The organism is Lysobacter sp. Root983 (genome assembly GCF_001429345.1).
Taxonomy (GTDB): domain Bacteria; phylum Pseudomonadota; class Gammaproteobacteria; order Xanthomonadales; family Xanthomonadaceae; genus Lysobacter.
This window is the reverse complement of record NZ_LMJO01000016.1, coordinates 688,268-705,180: the sequence shown is the minus strand read 5'-3', so window position 1 is coordinate 705,180 and position 16,913 is coordinate 688,268. Positions and strand designations below refer to the sequence as shown.

The 16,913-nt window shown below is 63.0% G+C and carries 20 protein-coding genes; 13 read left to right on the top strand and 7 right to left on the bottom strand.

The features are described from left to right. Nucleotides 1-17: 17 nt before the first annotated feature. Both ASE43_RS15335 and ASE43_RS15330 read left to right on the top strand, forming a co-directional pair. Nucleotides 18-584 (top strand): hypothetical protein, encoded by a 567-nt coding sequence (locus ASE43_RS15335; RefSeq protein WP_057161068.1) that lies wholly within the window; start codon nucleotides 18-20, stop codon nucleotides 582-584. Between the two features lie 99 nt (nucleotides 585-683). Further along, nucleotides 684-1,121 carry an Hsp70 family protein gene (locus ASE43_RS15330; RefSeq protein WP_162258800.1) on the top strand — a complete coding sequence of 146 codons (438 nt, stop codon included), beginning with the start codon at nucleotides 684-686 and terminating at the stop codon, nucleotides 1,119-1,121. A gap of 6 nt (nucleotides 1,122-1,127) precedes the next feature. Here ASE43_RS15330 and ASE43_RS15325 read toward each other — a convergent pair whose 3' ends face one another. After that, nucleotides 1,128-1,802 carry a hypothetical protein gene (locus ASE43_RS15325; RefSeq protein ID WP_157499972.1) on the bottom strand — a complete coding sequence of 225 codons (675 nt, stop codon included), beginning with the start codon at nucleotides 1,800-1,802 and terminating at the stop codon, nucleotides 1,128-1,130. Between the two features lie 186 nt (nucleotides 1,803-1,988). On the opposite strand from ASE43_RS15325, the gene ASE43_RS15320 reads away from it, so the two are divergent. After that, a complete protein-coding gene (locus tag ASE43_RS15320; protein ID WP_057161065.1) occupies nucleotides 1,989-2,324 on the top strand; it encodes an antibiotic biosynthesis monooxygenase family protein in 336 nt (111 codons plus the stop codon). A gap of 36 nt (nucleotides 2,325-2,360) precedes the next feature. Here ASE43_RS15320 and ASE43_RS15315 read toward each other — a convergent pair whose 3' ends face one another. Then, the gene (locus ASE43_RS15315) at nucleotides 2,361-3,545 is read right to left on the bottom strand and encodes an FAD-binding domain (RefSeq protein WP_057161064.1); all 1,185 of its coding nucleotides are present in this window, start codon (nucleotides 3,543-3,545) and stop codon (nucleotides 2,361-2,363) included. 933 nt (nucleotides 3,546-4,478) lie between these two features. Here ASE43_RS15315 and ASE43_RS21915 point away from each other — a divergent pair. Further along, nucleotides 4,479-5,495 carry an ATP-binding protein gene (locus tag ASE43_RS21915; RefSeq protein WP_157499970.1) on the top strand — a complete coding sequence of 339 codons (1,017 nt, stop codon included), beginning with the start codon at nucleotides 4,479-4,481 and terminating at the stop codon, nucleotides 5,493-5,495. 215 nt (nucleotides 5,496-5,710) lie between these two features. On the opposite strand, the gene ASE43_RS21365 is transcribed toward ASE43_RS21915, so the two are convergent. Both ASE43_RS21365 and ASE43_RS15305 read right to left on the bottom strand, forming a co-directional pair. Continuing rightward, on the bottom strand, nucleotides 5,711-7,435 hold the full coding sequence (locus tag ASE43_RS21365; protein WP_082607309.1) for an AAA family ATPase: 1,725 nt from the start codon (nucleotides 7,433-7,435) through the stop codon (nucleotides 5,711-5,713). 104 nt (nucleotides 7,436-7,539) lie between these two features. Further along, a complete protein-coding gene (locus ASE43_RS15305; protein ID WP_057161150.1) occupies nucleotides 7,540-7,779 on the bottom strand; it encodes a helix-turn-helix transcriptional regulator in 240 nt (79 codons plus the stop codon). Between the two features lie 161 nt (nucleotides 7,780-7,940). On the opposite strand from ASE43_RS15305, the gene ASE43_RS15300 reads away from it, so the two are divergent. After that, nucleotides 7,941-8,345: a hypothetical protein gene (locus ASE43_RS15300; protein ID WP_057161062.1), complete on the top strand. Its 405-nt coding sequence runs from the start codon at nucleotides 7,941-7,943 to the stop codon at nucleotides 8,343-8,345. A 72-nt stretch (nucleotides 8,346-8,417) separates the two neighbouring features. Here ASE43_RS15300 and ASE43_RS15295 read toward each other — a convergent pair whose 3' ends face one another. After that, complete coding sequence (locus ASE43_RS15295; protein ID WP_057161061.1) at nucleotides 8,418-8,714, bottom strand: hypothetical protein; 297 nt, start codon at nucleotides 8,712-8,714, stop codon at nucleotides 8,418-8,420. 304 nt (nucleotides 8,715-9,018) lie between these two features. Here ASE43_RS15295 and ASE43_RS15290 point away from each other — a divergent pair, with 304 nt between their 5' ends. The 6 genes from ASE43_RS15290 (at nucleotide 9,019) to ASE43_RS15265 (ending at nucleotide 12,074) form a co-directional block, all read left to right on the top strand. Beyond that, nucleotides 9,019-9,474, top strand: coding sequence for a hypothetical protein (locus ASE43_RS15290; protein WP_057161060.1), 456 nt, complete (start codon nucleotides 9,019-9,021; stop codon nucleotides 9,472-9,474). A 73-nt stretch (nucleotides 9,475-9,547) separates the two neighbouring features. After that, a complete protein-coding gene (locus ASE43_RS15285) occupies nucleotides 9,548-10,132 on the top strand; it encodes a hypothetical protein (RefSeq protein WP_057161059.1) in 585 nt (194 codons plus the stop codon). Between the two features lie 118 nt (nucleotides 10,133-10,250). Beyond that, a complete protein-coding gene (locus ASE43_RS15280; RefSeq protein ID WP_057161058.1) occupies nucleotides 10,251-10,631 on the top strand; it encodes a VOC family protein in 381 nt (126 codons plus the stop codon). A gap of 61 nt (nucleotides 10,632-10,692) precedes the next feature. After that, on the top strand, nucleotides 10,693-11,067 hold the full coding sequence (locus ASE43_RS15275) for a VOC family protein (RefSeq protein WP_057161057.1): 375 nt from the start codon (nucleotides 10,693-10,695) through the stop codon (nucleotides 11,065-11,067). 128 nt (nucleotides 11,068-11,195) lie between these two features. Further along, nucleotides 11,196-11,627, top strand: coding sequence for a hypothetical protein (locus tag ASE43_RS15270; protein ID WP_057161056.1), 432 nt, complete (start codon nucleotides 11,196-11,198; stop codon nucleotides 11,625-11,627). A gap of 96 nt (nucleotides 11,628-11,723) precedes the next feature. After that, nucleotides 11,724-12,074: a hypothetical protein gene (locus ASE43_RS15265; RefSeq protein ID WP_157499968.1), complete on the top strand. Its 351-nt coding sequence runs from the start codon at nucleotides 11,724-11,726 to the stop codon at nucleotides 12,072-12,074. A gap of 60 nt (nucleotides 12,075-12,134) precedes the next feature. On the opposite strand, the gene ASE43_RS15260 is transcribed toward ASE43_RS15265, so the two are convergent. Together ASE43_RS15260 and ASE43_RS15255 are read right to left on the bottom strand one after the other, a co-directional pair. Beyond that, nucleotides 12,135-13,424: an amidohydrolase family protein gene (locus ASE43_RS15260; protein WP_235568763.1), complete on the bottom strand. Its 1,290-nt coding sequence runs from the start codon at nucleotides 13,422-13,424 to the stop codon at nucleotides 12,135-12,137. A gap of 29 nt (nucleotides 13,425-13,453) precedes the next feature. After that, nucleotides 13,454-14,908, bottom strand: a complete 1,455-nt coding sequence (locus ASE43_RS15255) for an amidohydrolase (RefSeq protein WP_057161054.1) — start codon at nucleotides 14,906-14,908, stop codon at nucleotides 13,454-13,456. A 132-nt stretch (nucleotides 14,909-15,040) separates the two neighbouring features. On the opposite strand from ASE43_RS15255, the gene ASE43_RS15250 reads away from it, so the two are divergent. Further along, on the top strand, nucleotides 15,041-15,817 hold the full coding sequence (locus ASE43_RS15250; protein WP_056180952.1) for an AMP nucleosidase: 777 nt from the start codon (nucleotides 15,041-15,043) through the stop codon (nucleotides 15,815-15,817). Between the two features lie 512 nt (nucleotides 15,818-16,329). Continuing rightward, a complete protein-coding gene (locus ASE43_RS15245) occupies nucleotides 16,330-16,896 on the top strand; it encodes a lysozyme inhibitor LprI family protein (protein ID WP_056180948.1) in 567 nt (188 codons plus the stop codon). The last annotated feature ends 17 nt before the right edge of the window (nucleotides 16,897-16,913 follow it).

The following is a 16,913-nucleotide window of genomic DNA, read 5'->3' as shown; positions in this document are numbered from 1 at the left end:
CCAACCTTGGAGAGCCGATGACGTACTCGAAAGCTGTGTGGGTGCTGTCGCTGGCGAGCATGTGCAGCATCGCGGCGTTTGCGGCGCGGCCGACGATGCTGAAACAGCTGCTGGCCATGGGCGCCTTCCTTGTGGCCGGTCTTCTGTTCTTGATCTGTCTGGGATGGGCGCTGACGCGCGAGAAGGGTCGGCGCCTGAGGGCAGCCATCGTTCCGGCGGCGGTGCTGGCGGTTGTACCGATCGGCATCGAACTCGGGCATGCGATCCGCGACTGGCAATTCCAGCGCGACCTGCCGCGCTACCAGGCTGCGGCCGCCTGGGCCTCGAGTTTGGCGGTGCCTGGCGAGACGGTGACCGTGCTGCCTCCCCCAGCAGCGTATGCGGACCTGACCTACGGGGTGCACATTACTCAGAACGAGACCTGCGGCTTAGTGGTGGACTTCTTCTGGGGCGGCGGCTTTCCGGTCAAACACACGGTCCGTCGCTACATTGCCGACCCTACGTCGATGCAGCGTAAGCCGTGCAGGGAGGGGTGGAGGCGGGGTCGGCAGCGGGCGGAAGGGTGGTTCGAGCTTGCGGATTGATCCGATGCCTAGTGCAATCAGTAAATCCGATCCGTCTAACCGGTCATTCGAGTCGATGCAGCTTCGCGCCTCGGTCAATTCATGTTCCAGGAGGCGATAGTGAAGTACGCGATCGGTCTGCTGGCTTTGTGCCTTTCCGGCTGTCTCCACACCGAGAGTGCGTCGATTCTCGTGGAGCCGGCCTCGGCTATGTTGGTGGAGGGCAAGATCCTCCGAGAGTCCGTGGGCGTCGAGACGCTCGGCGGAGTATTTACGCCGTTGCTGACCAAGGGCTGCGAGATTCCCTGCTCGCGATCCGAAACCTTCAGCACGGCGGAGGATGGCCAGAGCCAGATCCTCGTGCGCCTCTATCGTGGCAATACCCGTATGGTCAAAACAGCTCGATCTTTGGGGGAATTTCAGATTACGGGCTTTGCACCAGCGCGACCTGGAGAGCCTGCAATCGCCGTGAAGTTCGAGGTCGATGCCGGCGGGTTCACGCTCTCGGCAACGGATATCAAGGATAGCTCCCGGCTGTCCATTACTCGGATCGAGTAGGGTCAATCAGTCGTCGAACCCCTTGGGCAGCGCCAACCCCGAGGATCCGGCCACCACCTTGCGCAGGCTGGACACGGCCGCCGACGACAAGGAGCGTTCCGCCAGCATCGCCGGGACCTTGCCGCCGAAGTCAGTCAGCGACACGTAAGTCAGGCGCGTCCCCGCGCCCGTGGGCGTCATGACCCACTCGCCACGCGAGCGCAGCGCGATGCAGTCGGCCGATGGCTTCTTGCCTACGTAGTCCAGGGATACGAACTTCACCCGGATCTCGCCATTGCCCGGCGCGTGCCGTTCGAAGCGCATGGAGTAGCAGCGCTCGCTGGTGACCGGCGTGCTCAGCACGTCCGACCACACGGTCACGTCCCGCCCGCGCTGGACGAAGCTGCGGCGGATGTTCTTGTTCTTCTCATCCAGGTATTTCCCGAACAGGTAGTCCGCGATGGCCTCCGGCGACGCCTTCAACAAGGTGCTGATACGCAGCTCTTCGAAGCGTGCCCCCGGAATACGCCGGCTCTCTATGCGGATGCCGTCCTTCTCCTTGGTCAGCTGCCATTGCTGTGCCCGCGCCTCGCCGGCCAACCAGCTCACGCCGGGCAGTAAGAGCAGGCACGCAAGGCTCCGGGTCATCCCACGAGGCGCTTTCGGTGCCCGTCGCGCGATTCGAATGCGGAATGAATCCATGGCGGTCTCGCGGCGCTTGAGCGGTTCCGGCGATTCGATGCCAATCCCATGACAGGGGCAAGACAGTCGATGGCTCCCGCTCGGGGCGCGGAGGACAATGACGCCGCTCCCTGTTCCGGCTACCTTTCGCTCATGGGCTTTGGGCAGGCATCCCCTGCCGCCGACCAACCCTCGTGGAATCAACGCATGAGCAACGACAACCCCGCCTTCTGCGCCATCTACCGTTGGCGCCTGCACCCAGGGACCGAGCAGACCTTTGTCGAGGCCTGGTCGCGGGTGACGCAACTGCTGCGGGCCGAACGCGGCTCGCTCGGCTCGCGCCTGCATCGCGGGCCGGACGATCTTTGGTACAGCTACACGCAGTGGCCGTCGGCAGCGGCGAGGGCCGAAGGGCTGGCGCGTGAATCGGTGGATGTGGAGGCCTGGGCGCGGATGCGCGCGTGCATCGCCGAGAGTCTGCCTGAGGTGATCCTGGAGCCAGTAGCGGATTTCCTGGCGCCGCTGCCTAAGGGCGATGCCTAGCGGCACGCGGCCGCGATGGGCAGTCGGCGCTGGGCGTCAGATCCCGTACTCCGGCAATGCCAACTCGTCGTGGAAGTAGCGCCCCATCAGAATCTTCGGGAAGACCGGGAGGCGCATCAGCAGCGTGGCGTAGTCGCGAGCGCGCACGCCCAGTGCCGTTCTGGGGACGAATGAGGCTGCCAGGCTTTCCGCGAGCTTCTGCTTGCGCGCGACGACCGCCATCAGGCGCGCCTGGTACTGCGCGATGGCCGCAGCGGTGTCGCCGCTGTGCCGATGCAGCTCGCCCGCCAACACGTAGGCCTGCGCCAGCGCGAAGCCTGCCCCCTCGCCCGCGATCAGGGACGGGCAGGCCGCGGCGTCGCCGATCAAGGCCACCCGGCCTTCGGCCCAGGCGTCCATGCGGATCTGGCTGATGCTGTCGAAGTAGACGTCGTCCGCCCGCTCCAGCGCCGTGACGATGGCATCCGATTCCCAGCCGATGCCGGTGAGCGCACCGGTCAACGCCGCCTTGCGCTCGACAGCGTTGGTCGGAGCACGCCCCGGCAAGTGCTCGTCCCGCAGCAATACGAAGAACAGCATGCGATCGTCGCGCAGCGGGAAGCGGGCCACGTACCGGCCGGGCGCGGTGTACGCCACGTAGGTGTTCCCGCTGCGGGGTCGGTAGCCGGCGACCTCGAACGACGCGACATGGCAGCCCATCGGATACTCGAACCGGTCGTCAGGCCCGAACACCACCTGGCGTACGCGCGAGTGCAGACCGTCCGCGCCTATCACCAGGTCGACCTCCCGCGGCGCCGCATGCTCGAACCCGACACGCACCCGCGCCCCGTCATCGTCGATCGCGGTGATGCTGTCGCCGAACAGCGTCTCCACCCGGTCCTCTAAGGCGCCGTAGATGGTCGCGGCAATGTCGTATCGCGCCAGCGTGGCCATGCGCCCCTTGGCCAGCTTCAACAACACGCTGGAAGGGTAACCGCCCCGCGTGCGCCCCGACCGGTCCACCATGCGCAGCTCGTCGGAGTGGTGCTGCAGTTCGAGCAGCCCCGGCAGCAGCCCCATCCGTTCCAGCGCGTCATAGCCGATGCCCCACAGGTTCACCACGAACCCGCCGGTGCGGAGTGCGGGCGCCCGCTCGACCAGCAACACCTCGTGGCCCAGCTTGCTCAGCCAGTAGGCGAGCGCTATACCGGCAATGCCGGCGCCGTTGATGGCGACTTTCATTGATGCCTTATCTCTGTGCGCCTAGTGAGATTTCGCAGACCATTCTAGGAAAGTGCACTCTGGTCCTTGTTCTCGGGGCAATAGTATGGACTGAGGGTATATGCTCGCCTGAAGCCGCGCCGGGGAAAGTTCGAACAAGGCGGACGGCCCCGGGGGCGCCTAATCCGCGCGTTGGCCACTCTATCTAGACGAATTCTATGGCACTTATCCCATGTCGTGAATGTGGCAAGACCATAAGCAGCGAAGCTGTGGCGTGCCCTCAATGCGGCGCACCGCCTCAGCCTATCTTGACTGCGCCCACCTCTACGCCCCCACCGGTGCCAGTTGAAGTCAAGCGAGGTGGTGAGGAAGAGATTCTGCATTCGGACAACTTGGCGACTGTCACGACTTCGAGGGTGATCATTCGAGGGACGACATATGCCCTTCGCAACATCACCTCTGTTCGGATGACCGTAACGTCTCCCAACACATCGTTTCCGACCATCCTGATTTTGCTAGGCGTATTTCTTCTACTCCCAGCATTGTTTGCTTTCACGAGCTCAACGAGCGCTGGCTTCACCACGCTGTTCTTTGCCCTAGTGGCTATTGGTATCGGTGTTCTTGTACTAAAAGGCAAGAAAGCGATCTATCACGTGTCTATTGCGAGTTCGTCTGGTGAGGTCAATGCATTGAGCTCGTTTGACAGAGCGTACATCGAGCAAGTCGTGCATAGCATCAACAAGGCTATCGTTCAGTATCGATAGAAGCGATTGAAGGTAACTCAAGAAGGTGACTTCAAAGGAGGGTCAGAGTGCACTTTCGCGAAGAGTCTTGGAAAAGTGAGCTCTGACCCCTGTTTCGAAGGTTGCGCCGGTGTGAAGCGCGAATTTTCCGTGAGAGCCGGCGGTAAGCGGTTGAACTCTGCTTCCTGTCACTAATTCTGGAGGGGTCGACATGTCACGTGCTCGCGATCTGTTCGAAAGAGTGCGGCTTGAGGGAATTGCAGCAATCAACGCCATGCTCGCTGATCGTGTCGCAGAGGAGCTATTTCTAGACTTCAAGAAGTCCGGAGACGACGGTGGCGGAAAGGTCTTGCATACGAGCGATAACAAGAACCTGTCGAAGGCAATTTCAGGATTTGGAAACAGCTCGGGCGGGGTCATTGTTTGGGGGATTGAATGCGCTCCACAGCCTGACGGAGCCGACGTTGCGGCAACCATGCACCCATTGCGCGATGCTCAAGCTTTTCGTTCGCGCTTAGAGTCTGCGATCTCAAGGCTAACGGTCCCTCCTCATGACGGAGTTGAGAATCTGACCGTTCCAGACGGCGACGAAGCGCGGGGCTATGTGATTACATTGATACCGCAGTCTTCACGGGCGCCACTCCGCGCTGAGGCCCCAGGATTGAGGACCTACTACATGCGGGCGGGCTCGTCCTTTGAAGTGGTCCCTCATGATGCTCTGGCAGGCTTGTTCGGCCGCCCCCCGAGAGGGAAGTTGACGCTCCAGTTTGTTTCGCTTCCGGCGCGCCGCCCTCGAGATCAACAAGATCAAAGGATGGTGCTTGCGTTTACGCTTGCGGTCGCAAACATCGGTGCGATTCTCGCAGAGAAGGTGTATGTATCGGTGTGGTGGGGCGACAGTGGTGCTGCCGGAGTTAGAGTCTCACAAAAAAACGAAGCGTTCCCGATCCGGACTACCTCCTTTCCGGGAGCCCAAGCGGTTGCTTCTGAAGGAGTGTACTTAGCGCCAGATTCGGTGGGCGAGGTGCTCGATTGCGTGATTACTGTTCCGGATAACCCGGAGACTGACATCTCCATTCGCGTGACAATCGGCGCCCGGAACGTGGAGCCTGAAATTACATGGATCCAAGCCACTGCAGCGATGTTGGTTGCTGCTGTAGAGAGGAGTCAGCAAGGGCCGTACGCGACGTCCGATGTACTGATAGTTTCGAGCAGTCCGGGCGATTGATTCCAGCGACGAGAGCCTTAGCCATCAGGCAGTTGAAACGATCGAATTTCTCGATCTGCCTATCTTGGCGCTAGATCTCAACGTCGGTCAATTTCGTAACAACGATGTCGAAGCCACTTGCGGCACGGCGACGAAAGTTCTTGCCAAGGGAGAGTCAGAGTGAACTTTCGCGAAGCATTCTGGATAGGTGCACTCTGATCCCTATTTTCAACAAGCTAGTCATTCCACTTGCGAATGGTGCTGACAAGATCATTCATCCTATCTAGCCAATCGAATCGCTCGCTCATGTTCTCGATGGTCATGTGTGGGGAGCACTTCAGGGCCAGTTCTACCTTGTCGATGGAGCCAAGCCCGAGCTTCTTCTCGATGTAAGACTGGCCCTTCTGGGTTTTTGAAGTGGATGGGAAGATCGCTTCATACTTGTCTGGGTCGAGAATTTCAGTCATCCCTAGCGCCGCTCCGATAACGGAGCCGGGCAAGTATGTTTCGATCTCCTTACCTGCAGTGATCCACAAGGTGCTATCCGGCACTGCTTTGAGAGCCTCTTTGGCTTTGAGTACACGAGGCTTGAGGGTTGATCCCTTTGCGGATCGATCGCTGTCACAGATGAGAGCCACGTTGTGGTTGAGAGGGATTAGGTTCACTAGCTCATCTTCACAATCGTTTGGGGCGCTGAATCCTACGCGAGCTAACAAGGATCCACCGTAGAAGGCGCAAGCGTAGTCGCGCCCTTCAATCAGTTCGCCATGCGAGAAAAGGTGTATCCAATGATTGAGGTAGATGGCATCCGACGGACCTTCTACCCATACAATTCCATTGGCTTGCAGAATGTCGGAGGCCTTGGCGCCAAGATCTCCGATTAGACCGGTTTTCTCAAAATGTCCGTTGATGGTTTGAGTAGTCGCGTGACTGCCATTGTGAGTGACGCGGACAATTTGCGCGTGATCGACGCGGCTGAATAGGTCGAGAGTCGCGCTGGAATGAGTCGTAAGGAAGATCATGCAGTCGTTATCTTGTGCGAAGTTGTCGATGTACCTCAAAAGTCGACGCAGCAAGGCTGGGTGCAAGTTGTTCTCTAGTTCTTCGAACGCATAGACGTAACTTCTGATCGGCCTATTTTCCATGTCGGGAACGATCAGGAGATTGAGAAGGACCAATATGATCGTCTTCAGTCCACTCCCTGAGCTACTCAGTGGTATCAATCCCTTACGTTCTTCGCCAAGAAAGATTTCCCATTTCGTATCTTCGAATCCAGGATCATCGTGATGCTGAATTTGTATCTCGGTGAAGGTTCCGTCAGGCCCAAAAATTGCATTCAGAGCTGAGAGAAGCTCATGCTGTATCTTCTTTCTACGGGAGCCTACATCTTTCGCGCTCGTAATATATCTGCGGACGATGTCTGTCGCACCTGTGCCATCGGAGGAGAGCCTCAATGCGTCACTCGGCGCTTCTCGGCGAATGTCGCGATCGGCAAGTAGATGTCTAAAATCTCTCCCTTTCAGCGGTAGCTCAATATCAATAGCTGCCAGTTGAAGCCTCAGCAAAGCTTCTTCTTCAACTCCATAGCGGAGCGGAACTGCTGTATCGACTATTGAGAGATTCCGGACCGCTACGTCAGGCTCTAAAGTCCATTCCAGGGTCGCGTTTGCGTAGTGTGCTCCATGGTCCCGCCAATGGTTTCCTGGGAGGCTGGCTCCCATGCCGTCCGCGAAGTAGCTACGCAACTTGTTCTCGTCAATAGAGCCTGTGCATCTCAACCCAGCTTTCGTAACCTGAGAAAAATCTGAGCCGTGGCACAGTGCACGAACAAGGTTGAGTAGTAGCGATTTGCCGGTGTTGTTTCGACCGATAACGACATTAATCTTCGTGAATTTGTCGAAGCCGCACCAGTCTCCACTGAAACAGCGGTTGTCTTTGATTTTGATGCCAGTTATTGGCATGCGGCCTCCATTCCGTTCGAGAGAGAGACTTGTCCTGCAAGCGCTAATGCCAGGCAGGTAACTAGTTGGGTAACTGAAAGAGCTGTGGAGTTATTGAGCTGTTGTTACACCGATTTCTCGAATCGCCGGACGAAAGCAGTGAGGGTTGTGTCGAAGATGGCGCAGTACTCGCGGAGCTGAATCAGATCGAGACGGCGAGTGCCGTTCTCGATGTCGCTGATATGCGATTGCGACCGCCCCAACGCTTGCGCCACATCCGCTTGCAACATCCCAGACGCTAGCCGCATCTCTTTAAGCAACTTGGTAAGAACTTCGTTCTCGTGCTGATGAATTGACTTGGGCATGGGCATGGCCGGAAAGCAGTAGGCCACACGGAAGCTATATCGACTTTCCTGATATCGGAAAAGTAGATATAGTCGACTTGTGTGGCAGGGTGCCCGGGGCTTTGGCTGGTACATCCGGCCGGGCGCTGCCCGAGACTTCACCGCCAGCAAGGACCGCAGTCATGACCGTCCCCGACCAGTTCACCCTCTCGCCCGACCTGCTCCTACAGCTCTGGCCCGCCCCGAGCGACCCCACCACCGATGCCATCGCCCTGGCCGCGCTAGGCCCCGAACGGCTGGACCGCTTGTGCCTGCACGCCACCGACCGGACACAACGGGCGATGGAGGACGCGCGCGGCTTGTTGGAGGTCGCTCTTGAAACGTTGGAGTTGCAGCTATCGGCCGACCATCAGCGCCGGCTGCTGGAGCGGGCCGACGACGAGCTGGCCGCGGCGCTGTGTTGGGGCGCCTTGGCGGCCAATGCGCGCTTCTGCCGGGAGCAGCCGGAACTGATGCGGCAGCTGGGCGCGGCGGCGGATGAGGTGCGCTCGGGTCGCACGGGCAAACGCCAGCGGGGCGCGGCATAGGGTGCGGCGCACCGAGGCGAATCCGCCGCCGCTACATCGCAGCGGCGGAGTGTCGCTAACGAGGGCTTGGGGTCAGAGCTCCGGTTCCGGGTCGCCGCCCCAGAACGGACAGCGGATGATCTCGACCGTCACATGGGCCGAGGTCACGCCCCGGTCCAGAAACGGCGGCGATCCGGGCGGGCAGTTTTCGTAAGCCCTGAGGCCCACCACTTCGGTCTTGGCCGCGGTCGAGTAGTAGGTGGCCAACGTGGTGTAGCCATAGGCCGGGTAGGGCAGGGCCCACGCGGCCAGCGAGACCAACATGCCCAACGTCGCTGCGGCGCCGAGCATCCATAGCCGGCGGTGGCCGGTTCGCTTCTGCGTCTTCATGCGCTCTCTTCTCCTTGAGATGTACGGCTTGGGGAGCCGGCCGTACTTCGGCCGTGCGTGCCTGCCGGGTTCCGGCGCGATCCGCGCTTGGCCAGTATCGGCCGCTTCCGATCCGCTATTCAATTTGCCGCAATGCCTCAGACGAGTGTTGCCTTGCGACCGAAGATAAATAGCGGCGATACCGTGTGCGAAACGTTAGAGTTGCAGTTGCTGGCCGATGACCTCGGTTGCTGTCACTACTACGGCTGTGTCCGCGCACTGCAATGGGCGCTTGACCGGATATTCGGCTGCTGGAGTTCAAGGAATGAATGAGCTGATCGCCACGCTAGGGTCGAAGCCGGAGGCACCCGAGACGGCGTTTACCTTGGCGCCCTATTCATTGGCGGCGCATACGCAGGCGCCGTTGGAAGCAGGCATGGCGGCGGTTCGCTATCTGAGCGCGATAGCTCACGGCATTCAGCTGCAGCTGGATGCGCGCGGCACGATTCAAACCATCTTTCTGCACGGTGCCGGCAAGGACGATTTCAGTCAGTACGGCGGCGCGCTCGGGCACGGCCTTACGTTCGCGTCGTCGCGTGCTGAAGTGGAAGCGGTGCTGGGTGCGCCGGATCGCGGGGCTTCGCCGGGGCGGACTTTGCTGGGCGCGCACGGCGGTTGGTTGCGCTACGACCACCCGACGCATTCCGTACACTTCAGTTTCGATGCGGCGGGTGGGCTGGCGTTGGTGACGATCCTGACGGCGGAGGCGCGGCCGAAATGACGCCGGAGAAGAAAGTTCATCCGTCCAGACGGGTGCAGATGCAAACGCGGTCGGGCTTGGGTGTTCGGCGCTCATGACGACATCTCGTGAGATCGAGTGCAGAGAGTTCGACTGGTTCGCGTTCGATCGCGACGGAAGTTTCGCGCTGTTCGCCACCGCGGGCTGCGGCGTGGTGCCGGATTCGGTGCGCGCCTCGGTGGGATCGCACGATGCGATCAGCGAGGCCGTGGAGGTGACGGGCTGGGGAAGCTCGGCGGTCTGGCAGAGCTATGCCCGGGTCGGCTTGTACGCCTACGACTGGTCGGATGCGGAAGGGCGCTATGTCCGAGTAGCGGAGCCGACCGCGCCGCTGTCTCCGGCGTTGGCGACGCGCCTGGCGGCCTGCCCGGACTTGCTTGAATTGGATTTGCGTTTTGCGCAAGCAGCCGGGATAGAGTGGGTAGAGGGCGGATCGCCCATTGCTCTGGCCGAACTGCCTGCGCCGCGTGTGGGGGGCGAGGGCCATAAGTCGGTCGCGGGCGCGGAGGCGTCCATGAGTCGCCTTACGATCTGGTTCTCGATTGCCCTGGTGGTGCTGGCCGCTGCGCTGGTATACGTGCAGTCGTGGCCCGTCGATCCGATGGGTCCGGTGGGTGCGGCTGGACCGGGGCGCTGCTGATGGGCAACATCCGGTTCCGGTACGCCATCCTCGGCGTACCGCCTTCTTGGAACCGTTGCTTGGGTCTGGTTCGTTCTCAACGCCAAGGAAACACGTCCAGGTCTCCGCGAGGCGATCGATGACTCAGCTATCGGCAGCCGCGGTGATGTTCGTGGACAACGTCGACAGGATCTCCGCGTTCTACAGAGGCGTTGCGGCCATGACGGTCGTGCATGCGGACGATGAACACGTGGTCTTGGAGGCGGCGGGCTTCCAGCTGATCGTCCACGCCATTCGGTATTCCGATGCAGGCGAGACGACCACTTATCCGCTCCGCGAAGACGGCTGCATCAAGCTGTGCTTGCCGGTTTCCGACATCGATACCGCACGTTCGATGGCCGTCGGGCTGGGGGGCGAGCTATGGCCGCCAGAACGTGAATGGCAGGCGCGCGGCGTGCGGGTGTGCGACGGGCGGGACCCCGAGGGCAATGTGTTCCAGCTGCGGCAGAGCGTGTCCTAGCGTTTCGCTTAAGCACCATCCCATGCGCGGCTCGGTCGCGCCCGACCTAAGGCCGGTCCCAATGCTGCATCACCTCTCCATCGCCGTTTCCGATCTGCGCAAGGCTGGCACCTTCTACGACGCCGCACTCGGCGCCTTAGGCTATCGACGCGTGTTCGAGGACGACACCGCCATCGGCTACGGGCTGGTGGATGGCGAGGATCAGCTGTGTCTGAAGCTGCGGCCCGGTTCGGCGGCGCCGGGTCCCGGGTTTCATGTGGCGTTCGCGGCGCCGTCGCGTTCGGCGGTGGATCGGTTTCATGCGCAGGCCTTGGCGGTCGCGGGGACCGATAACGGCAAGCCCGGTCTGCGTCCGGACTATGGGCCTCACTACTACGCGGCGTTTCTGATCGATCCGGATGGGCACGCTATCGAGGCGGTCATCAACCACGCGTAATCGGCACCGATACGCTATCGCGTGAGCCCCGGAAAGCCACATGCGCATCGCCGCGGAAGACTGGCATGATGGCTGAAACTAGCGCGCGCGCCGTCTAGTGGCGTGCCTCAGCACCTGTGGTCGGTGACATGGTCAATCTCACGACGAACCAGCGCAAGAACTTGGTCATTGCCGCTGCCACTGTGCTGGTTATTGGGTTTAGCACCTGGATCAGCTTGGACCCAAAACAGTACTTCTTCTACGGCGATGAAGACAGGGCGCAATGGGAGCATCCGACGGGCCATTTCCTGATCTTTTGCGGCTTCTATTTGCTTGAAGCCCTTTTTTTGGCGAAGGTCATAAAGCTTGGGGCCCGCCTGTGGCCTCGCATCTTGCTCGCGGCGGTGCTGTTCTTGCCTTGGGCTGCGTTCTCGTCGTTCTTCGCCCTACACGCGCCGGGGTACACGATGGTCCATATCCTGTGGACATGGCTGATTTCGGCAGCGCTGGTGCTCATCTTTGCCGGATCGGCGGTGCGGCACTTGTTCAATAGCTTTCGAGGCCGCCAGGGCGGCGTTTAGCGAAGATGTCCTAGCTAGGTTCTGGTCGAGACTTCTTCAGTACTACAGGGGATCGCAATGCTTGTCAGATGCTGCTTGCTCGTGGTGCTAGTGGGGATGAGCGCTCCATCGGCGATCGCTCGCGGGAAGGCCTTCCCTGCCCTCGACCCTGCCAGTTGGGAAGGAGATCTCTACCGCTTTGTCCAGCCCACGCCGGACTGCAGGGGCGGTACGGTCGAGCAACTCGGAAAGCGTATGGAAGTCTCTGAGCCGTACCTGGCGGAGGCGTTCGAAAAGGCTTACGCCACGACGATCCCTTTCAAACGCGAACTCGCGCCTATGGATCGGATTCATTCCTTCAGTTTTCGATCCGAGCAGGCCGGGACGCCCTATTGGGGCTTCGACGGTTATCTGGTGGCACGTGGCGGATGTGTCATCCACGCCGAGATCACGAACTACGACAACTAAGGTGGAAGCACCTTGGCGCATGCGCAGCGAGCCGCATCGCGGCCCGCTGCGCCCTATCGCTTATCGCCCCGACGGCGCCGGATACGCGCGCGGCAAACCATTCTCCGGACGCAGGTAGCGGTCGCGCAGTTCGGTCTGGCGGCTGCGCATTTCGATGGCGCGGCCGTTCATCCATACCTGCAGGGCGACGCTGCTGACTTCCAGCGGGTCGCCGCTCCACAGCACCAGGTCGGCGCGATGGCCGGGGGCGATGCTGCCGAGTTCGGCGGACACGCCCAAGGCTTCGGCCGGCACGCGGGTGAGGCCGGCCAGGCCGTCTTCCCAGGGCAGACCGGCGGCGACGGCGTTGCCGGCGAGTTGGCGGACCTTGCGCGCGTTGTGCGAGGCGTCGCCGCTTTGGCTGAAGCCGACGGCGACACCCGCGGCGCGCAGGCGCGCGGCGTTTTCCATGCTCGCGCCGATCTGGTCGAAGTCGCCTGGCAGATTGGCCAGCGGGTCGACGAACACCGGCACCTTGGCCGCGGCCAATTGCGGTGCGAGCTTCCACGCCTCGGCGCCGCCGGCGATGGCGATGCGCACGCCGTGGCGCGACGACCAGCGCAGCAGCTGGCGGATGTCGGCGGCGCGGTCCACGCCCACCATCACCCGGCCGCCGCCGTCGAGGTAGCGCGCCAGCGTGGCGCGCCCGGCCGGCGTGAGCAGGGCGGCGTTGGCGTCGGGGCCGATGCGGCCGCGCGCTTCGGCGATCAACTGATCCAGGATCATCCACTGCGCCGCGCGCGAGTTGCCGCTGAGGCCGGAGGCGTCGCCGCCCAGCTTCACGAACAGCACGCGTGCGCCGGTCGGGTCGGGGCCGCCGTCCAGGCGCATCACGCCGCCTTGGCCGGCCACGATCGAGCCGCCGGTGGCGGTGCCCGCGCCCAGTAGGGTCCAGCCGATGCCTTCGATGCGGGTGACCGGGATCAGCACCGACTCCGGGTTGTAGGCCAGGGTCACGTCGAACTCCGGACGCACCGTCATCTGCTTGGTGTCGGCGCCCAGGGCCAGGGTTTCGTCGACGGTGGATTTCTCGCCGGAGACTTCCTCCAGGCCGATCTCGGTGATGCCGCCGAACAGCGTGGGCGTGAGCGGGCGGCCCTCGGCCTCGATCACCTGCGCGCCGGCCGGCGCCTTCAGGCCCTTGCCGATCGCGCGCACCTGGCCGTTGCCGATCAGCACGTCGGCGCCCTGCAGGCTGCCCTGCGCGGTGGCGGTGTGGACGGTGGCGTTACGGATCAGTACGTCTTGCGCGAACGCGGCTCCGTGCAGGGCGAAGCCGCAGGCGAGGAACAGCGTGGCGCAGCGGCGCAGCAGGCCGCGACGCGGGGCGGTAGCGCGGCTCACGGCGCACCTCCGGCGGCGCGTGCGCCCTGGCCGAGCAGGAAGTCCGAGGTCGGCTGGCGGTTGCGGTCGTTGCGGTCGTAGATGCGCGCGCCGTCCACGTAGACCTGTTCGGCCTTGGCGTAGACGCTGAAGGGGTTGCCGTTCCACACCACCACGTCGGCCATCTTGCCGGTCTCCAGGGTGCCGGTCTTGTCGAGCACGCCCAGCGACTTGGCGGCGTTCTGGGTCAGCCAGCGGATCGCGCGCTCGGGCGGGATGTCGATGCCGGCCAGCTTGGCGTGCGCCATCACCTTGGCCGCTTCCTGGTTCAAGCGCTGGATGCCTTCCTGCGAATCGGAGTGCACGATCGCGCAACTGTTCTGCGGGCGGTCGACCAGGGCGATGTTCTCCTGGATGCCGTCGAAGGCTTCCATCTTGAAGCCCCACCAGTCGGCCCAGAGCGCGCCGCACACGCCTTCGGCGGCCAGGCGGTCGGCGATCTTGTAAGCCTCCACGCCATGGTGGAAGGCGCTGACCTTGAAGCCGAACTCCTTGGCCAGGTCCAGCATGGTCGCCATCTCGTCGGCGCGGTAGCAGTGGATGTGGACCAGGATGTCGCCCTTGATCGCGCCGGCCAGGGTGTCGAGCTTGAGGTCGCGCTTGCCGCCAGCGTCCTTGTCGCTGTCGGCGGCGGCGCTGCCGTTGGACGAGCTCTGCCACCAGCTGCGCTTCTTCTTGGGCTGCTCGGCCTTGGGCGTGTTCTTGCGCACGTACTCGCTGGCGTCGATGAAGGCGGCGCGGTAGCCGGCGACGTTGCCCATGCGCGTGCCCGGCGAGGTGTTGCGGCCGCCGTAGACGCGCTTGGGGTTCTCGCCGCAGGCCATCTTCAGGCCCCAGGGCGCGCCCGGGAATTTCATTGCCTGGTAGGTCGTGGCGGGCACGTTCTTGAGGGTCACGCCGCGGCCGCCGATCAGGTTGGCCGAGCCGGGCAGCACCTGCAGGGTGGTGATGCCGCCGGCCATGGCGGCGGCGAAGCCCGGGTCCTGCGGCCAGACCGAGTGCTCGGCCCAGACGTTGGGGGTGACCGGGCTGGTCATCTCGTTGCCGTCGCTGTGGGCGCTGACGCCGGGGCTGGAGTACACGCCCAGGTGCGAGTGCACGTCGATCAGGCCGGGGGTGATCCACTTGCCGGTGGCGTCGACGCGGGTGGCGTCGGTCGGCGCATCCAGGCCGGTGCCGACGGCGACCACTTTGCCGTCCCGCATCAGCACGTCGGCGTCGTCCAGGCGCTGGCCGGTGCCGGTCAATACGGTCGCATGCTGCAGCAGGACCGGGCCGGAGGCGACCGGGCGGTAGGTGCTGGGATACGGGTCCTGGGTGAAGCGCGAGCCGGCGGCGGGCGCGGGCGGGGCCGCGTGCGCGGCGCCGACCAGCAGGGCCAGGCCGCAGCCTGCCAGCAAAGGTCGAAGCATGGTGGTTTCCCCAAAGTGACGGCAAGGTCAGCCCCGAACCGTAGCGGCCGCCTCGGGCGCCGCCAACCCTGACGATAGTCATGGGCGGTGCGACAATGGGGGTACAACAACTAGAAAAAGAGGCGGGCGACCGTGAAAGACAAAGAACAAATCGTCGAAAACTGGCTGCCGCGCTACACCGGCGTGCCCCTGGACCAGTTCGGCCAGCACGTGCTGCTGACCAACTTCGGCGGCTACCTGCACACCTTCGCCCGCCTGACCGGCGCCGAAGTGGTCGGCCTGGACCGGCCGATGCCCAGCGCCACGGCGGACGGCATCACCATGATCAACTTCGGCATGGGCAGCCCGAACGCGGCGACCATGATGGATTTGCTGTCGGCGATCATGCCGCAGGCGGTGTTGTTTCTGGGCAAGTGCGGCGGCCTCAAGCGCAAGAACGAACTCGGCGACCTGGTGCTGCCGATCGCGGCGATCCGCGGCGAAGGCACGTCCAACGACTACCTGCTGCCGGAGGTGCCGGCGCTGCCCGCGTTCGCGCTGCAGCGCGCGGTCTCGACCATGATTCGCGACCTCGGCCACGACTACTGGACCGGCACGGTCTACACGACCAACCGCCGGGTCTGGGAACACGACCAAGCCTTCAAGGAGCGCCTGCGCGCGATGCGCTGCATGGCGATCGATATGGAAACCGCGACCATCTTCGCCGCCGGCTTCGCCAACCGCATTCCCTGCGGCGCGCTGCTGCTGGTGTCGGACCAGCCGATGATTCCGGAAGGCGTGAAGACCGAGGCCTCCGACGCCAAGGTCAGCGCCGAGTATGTGGACAATCACATCAACGTTGGTATCGAGGCGTTGAAGCTGATCCGTCGCCACGGCAAGTCGGTGCGGCATCTGCGATTCGACGAGTAGTCGTTAAGCCGACATCTTCGCGACGCCGTAGGGTGCGGTGAGCTGTAGGCGAACCGCACCGTTGCGAGGTAGCGGGCGCTTGCGGGGAAAGCAAATCCCCCTCAATCCCCCTTTTTCAAAGGGGGAGGGCGGAGATGTACGAATGCGGTGGCGGCTGTAGGGGGCGGTGAGCTGTAGGCGAGCCGCGCCGTTGCGACGTAACGGGCGCTTGCGGGAAAAGCAAATCCCCCTCGGTCCCCCTTTTTCAAAGGGGGAAGTAAGTGCGTTTGGGGCAGAGGCTTGCGGCTGTGCTCCCTCCTTTGACAAAGGAGGGTTGGGGAGGATTTGCTTTGGCTCGCACGCTCCGGCCATGCCTCCACGATCCGCCCGCCCGGCCCCAGGCGTTTCAGCGGCGCCACCGCCACCCCTGAAAAATTAGCGTTCAGCAACCTGATCTGCGACCGCAAGCACGCGACATCGCACCCCCTGAGACCCCTGTCGCGCACACTGGCGTCCAGCATCGGGACACCACCATGGAACAGGTCATTTACCTACTTATCGGCGCCGTACTCACCTGGTCGTTTTATTTCGTCCAGCGTCGGGTCGAGCGCCGCAACACCGTCGACGCCATCGAGCGCGGGCAGAAGCTGCTGGCGCTCAAGCAGGGGCTCGACGGCAGCAACACCAGCCTCGACGATCTGCGTCGTTTCGAAACGCGCCTGATCGGCAAGGCCGAGACCGCCGCGCGCCTGGCCGACAACTATTTCAGCAAGGCCGAGGAAGTCGCGCGCCAAAGCGACGACGACGGCGTCAGCCAGGACGACATGAACCGCCAGGCGATCGTCGAGTTCGAGCAGGTCGATGCGCGCCTGCGCGGGCTGGTCGAGCACCTGCGTCGCCAGCTCGATGGCGACGGCCGCGCCACCTTCGAGGAGGCGCATCGCGCCTGGCTGTCGTTTCGCGAGCGCTACGCGCGCTTCATTTCGCAGTCCTACTCGACCGGGCCGATCCGGCCGCTGATCCACGCGGTCACGCTGGAGAGCATCACCACGGCCTGGATCACGGAGCTGGAAACCCAGCTGGGCGACGACAGCCTGTAGGCGCGGAACGCTGCGTT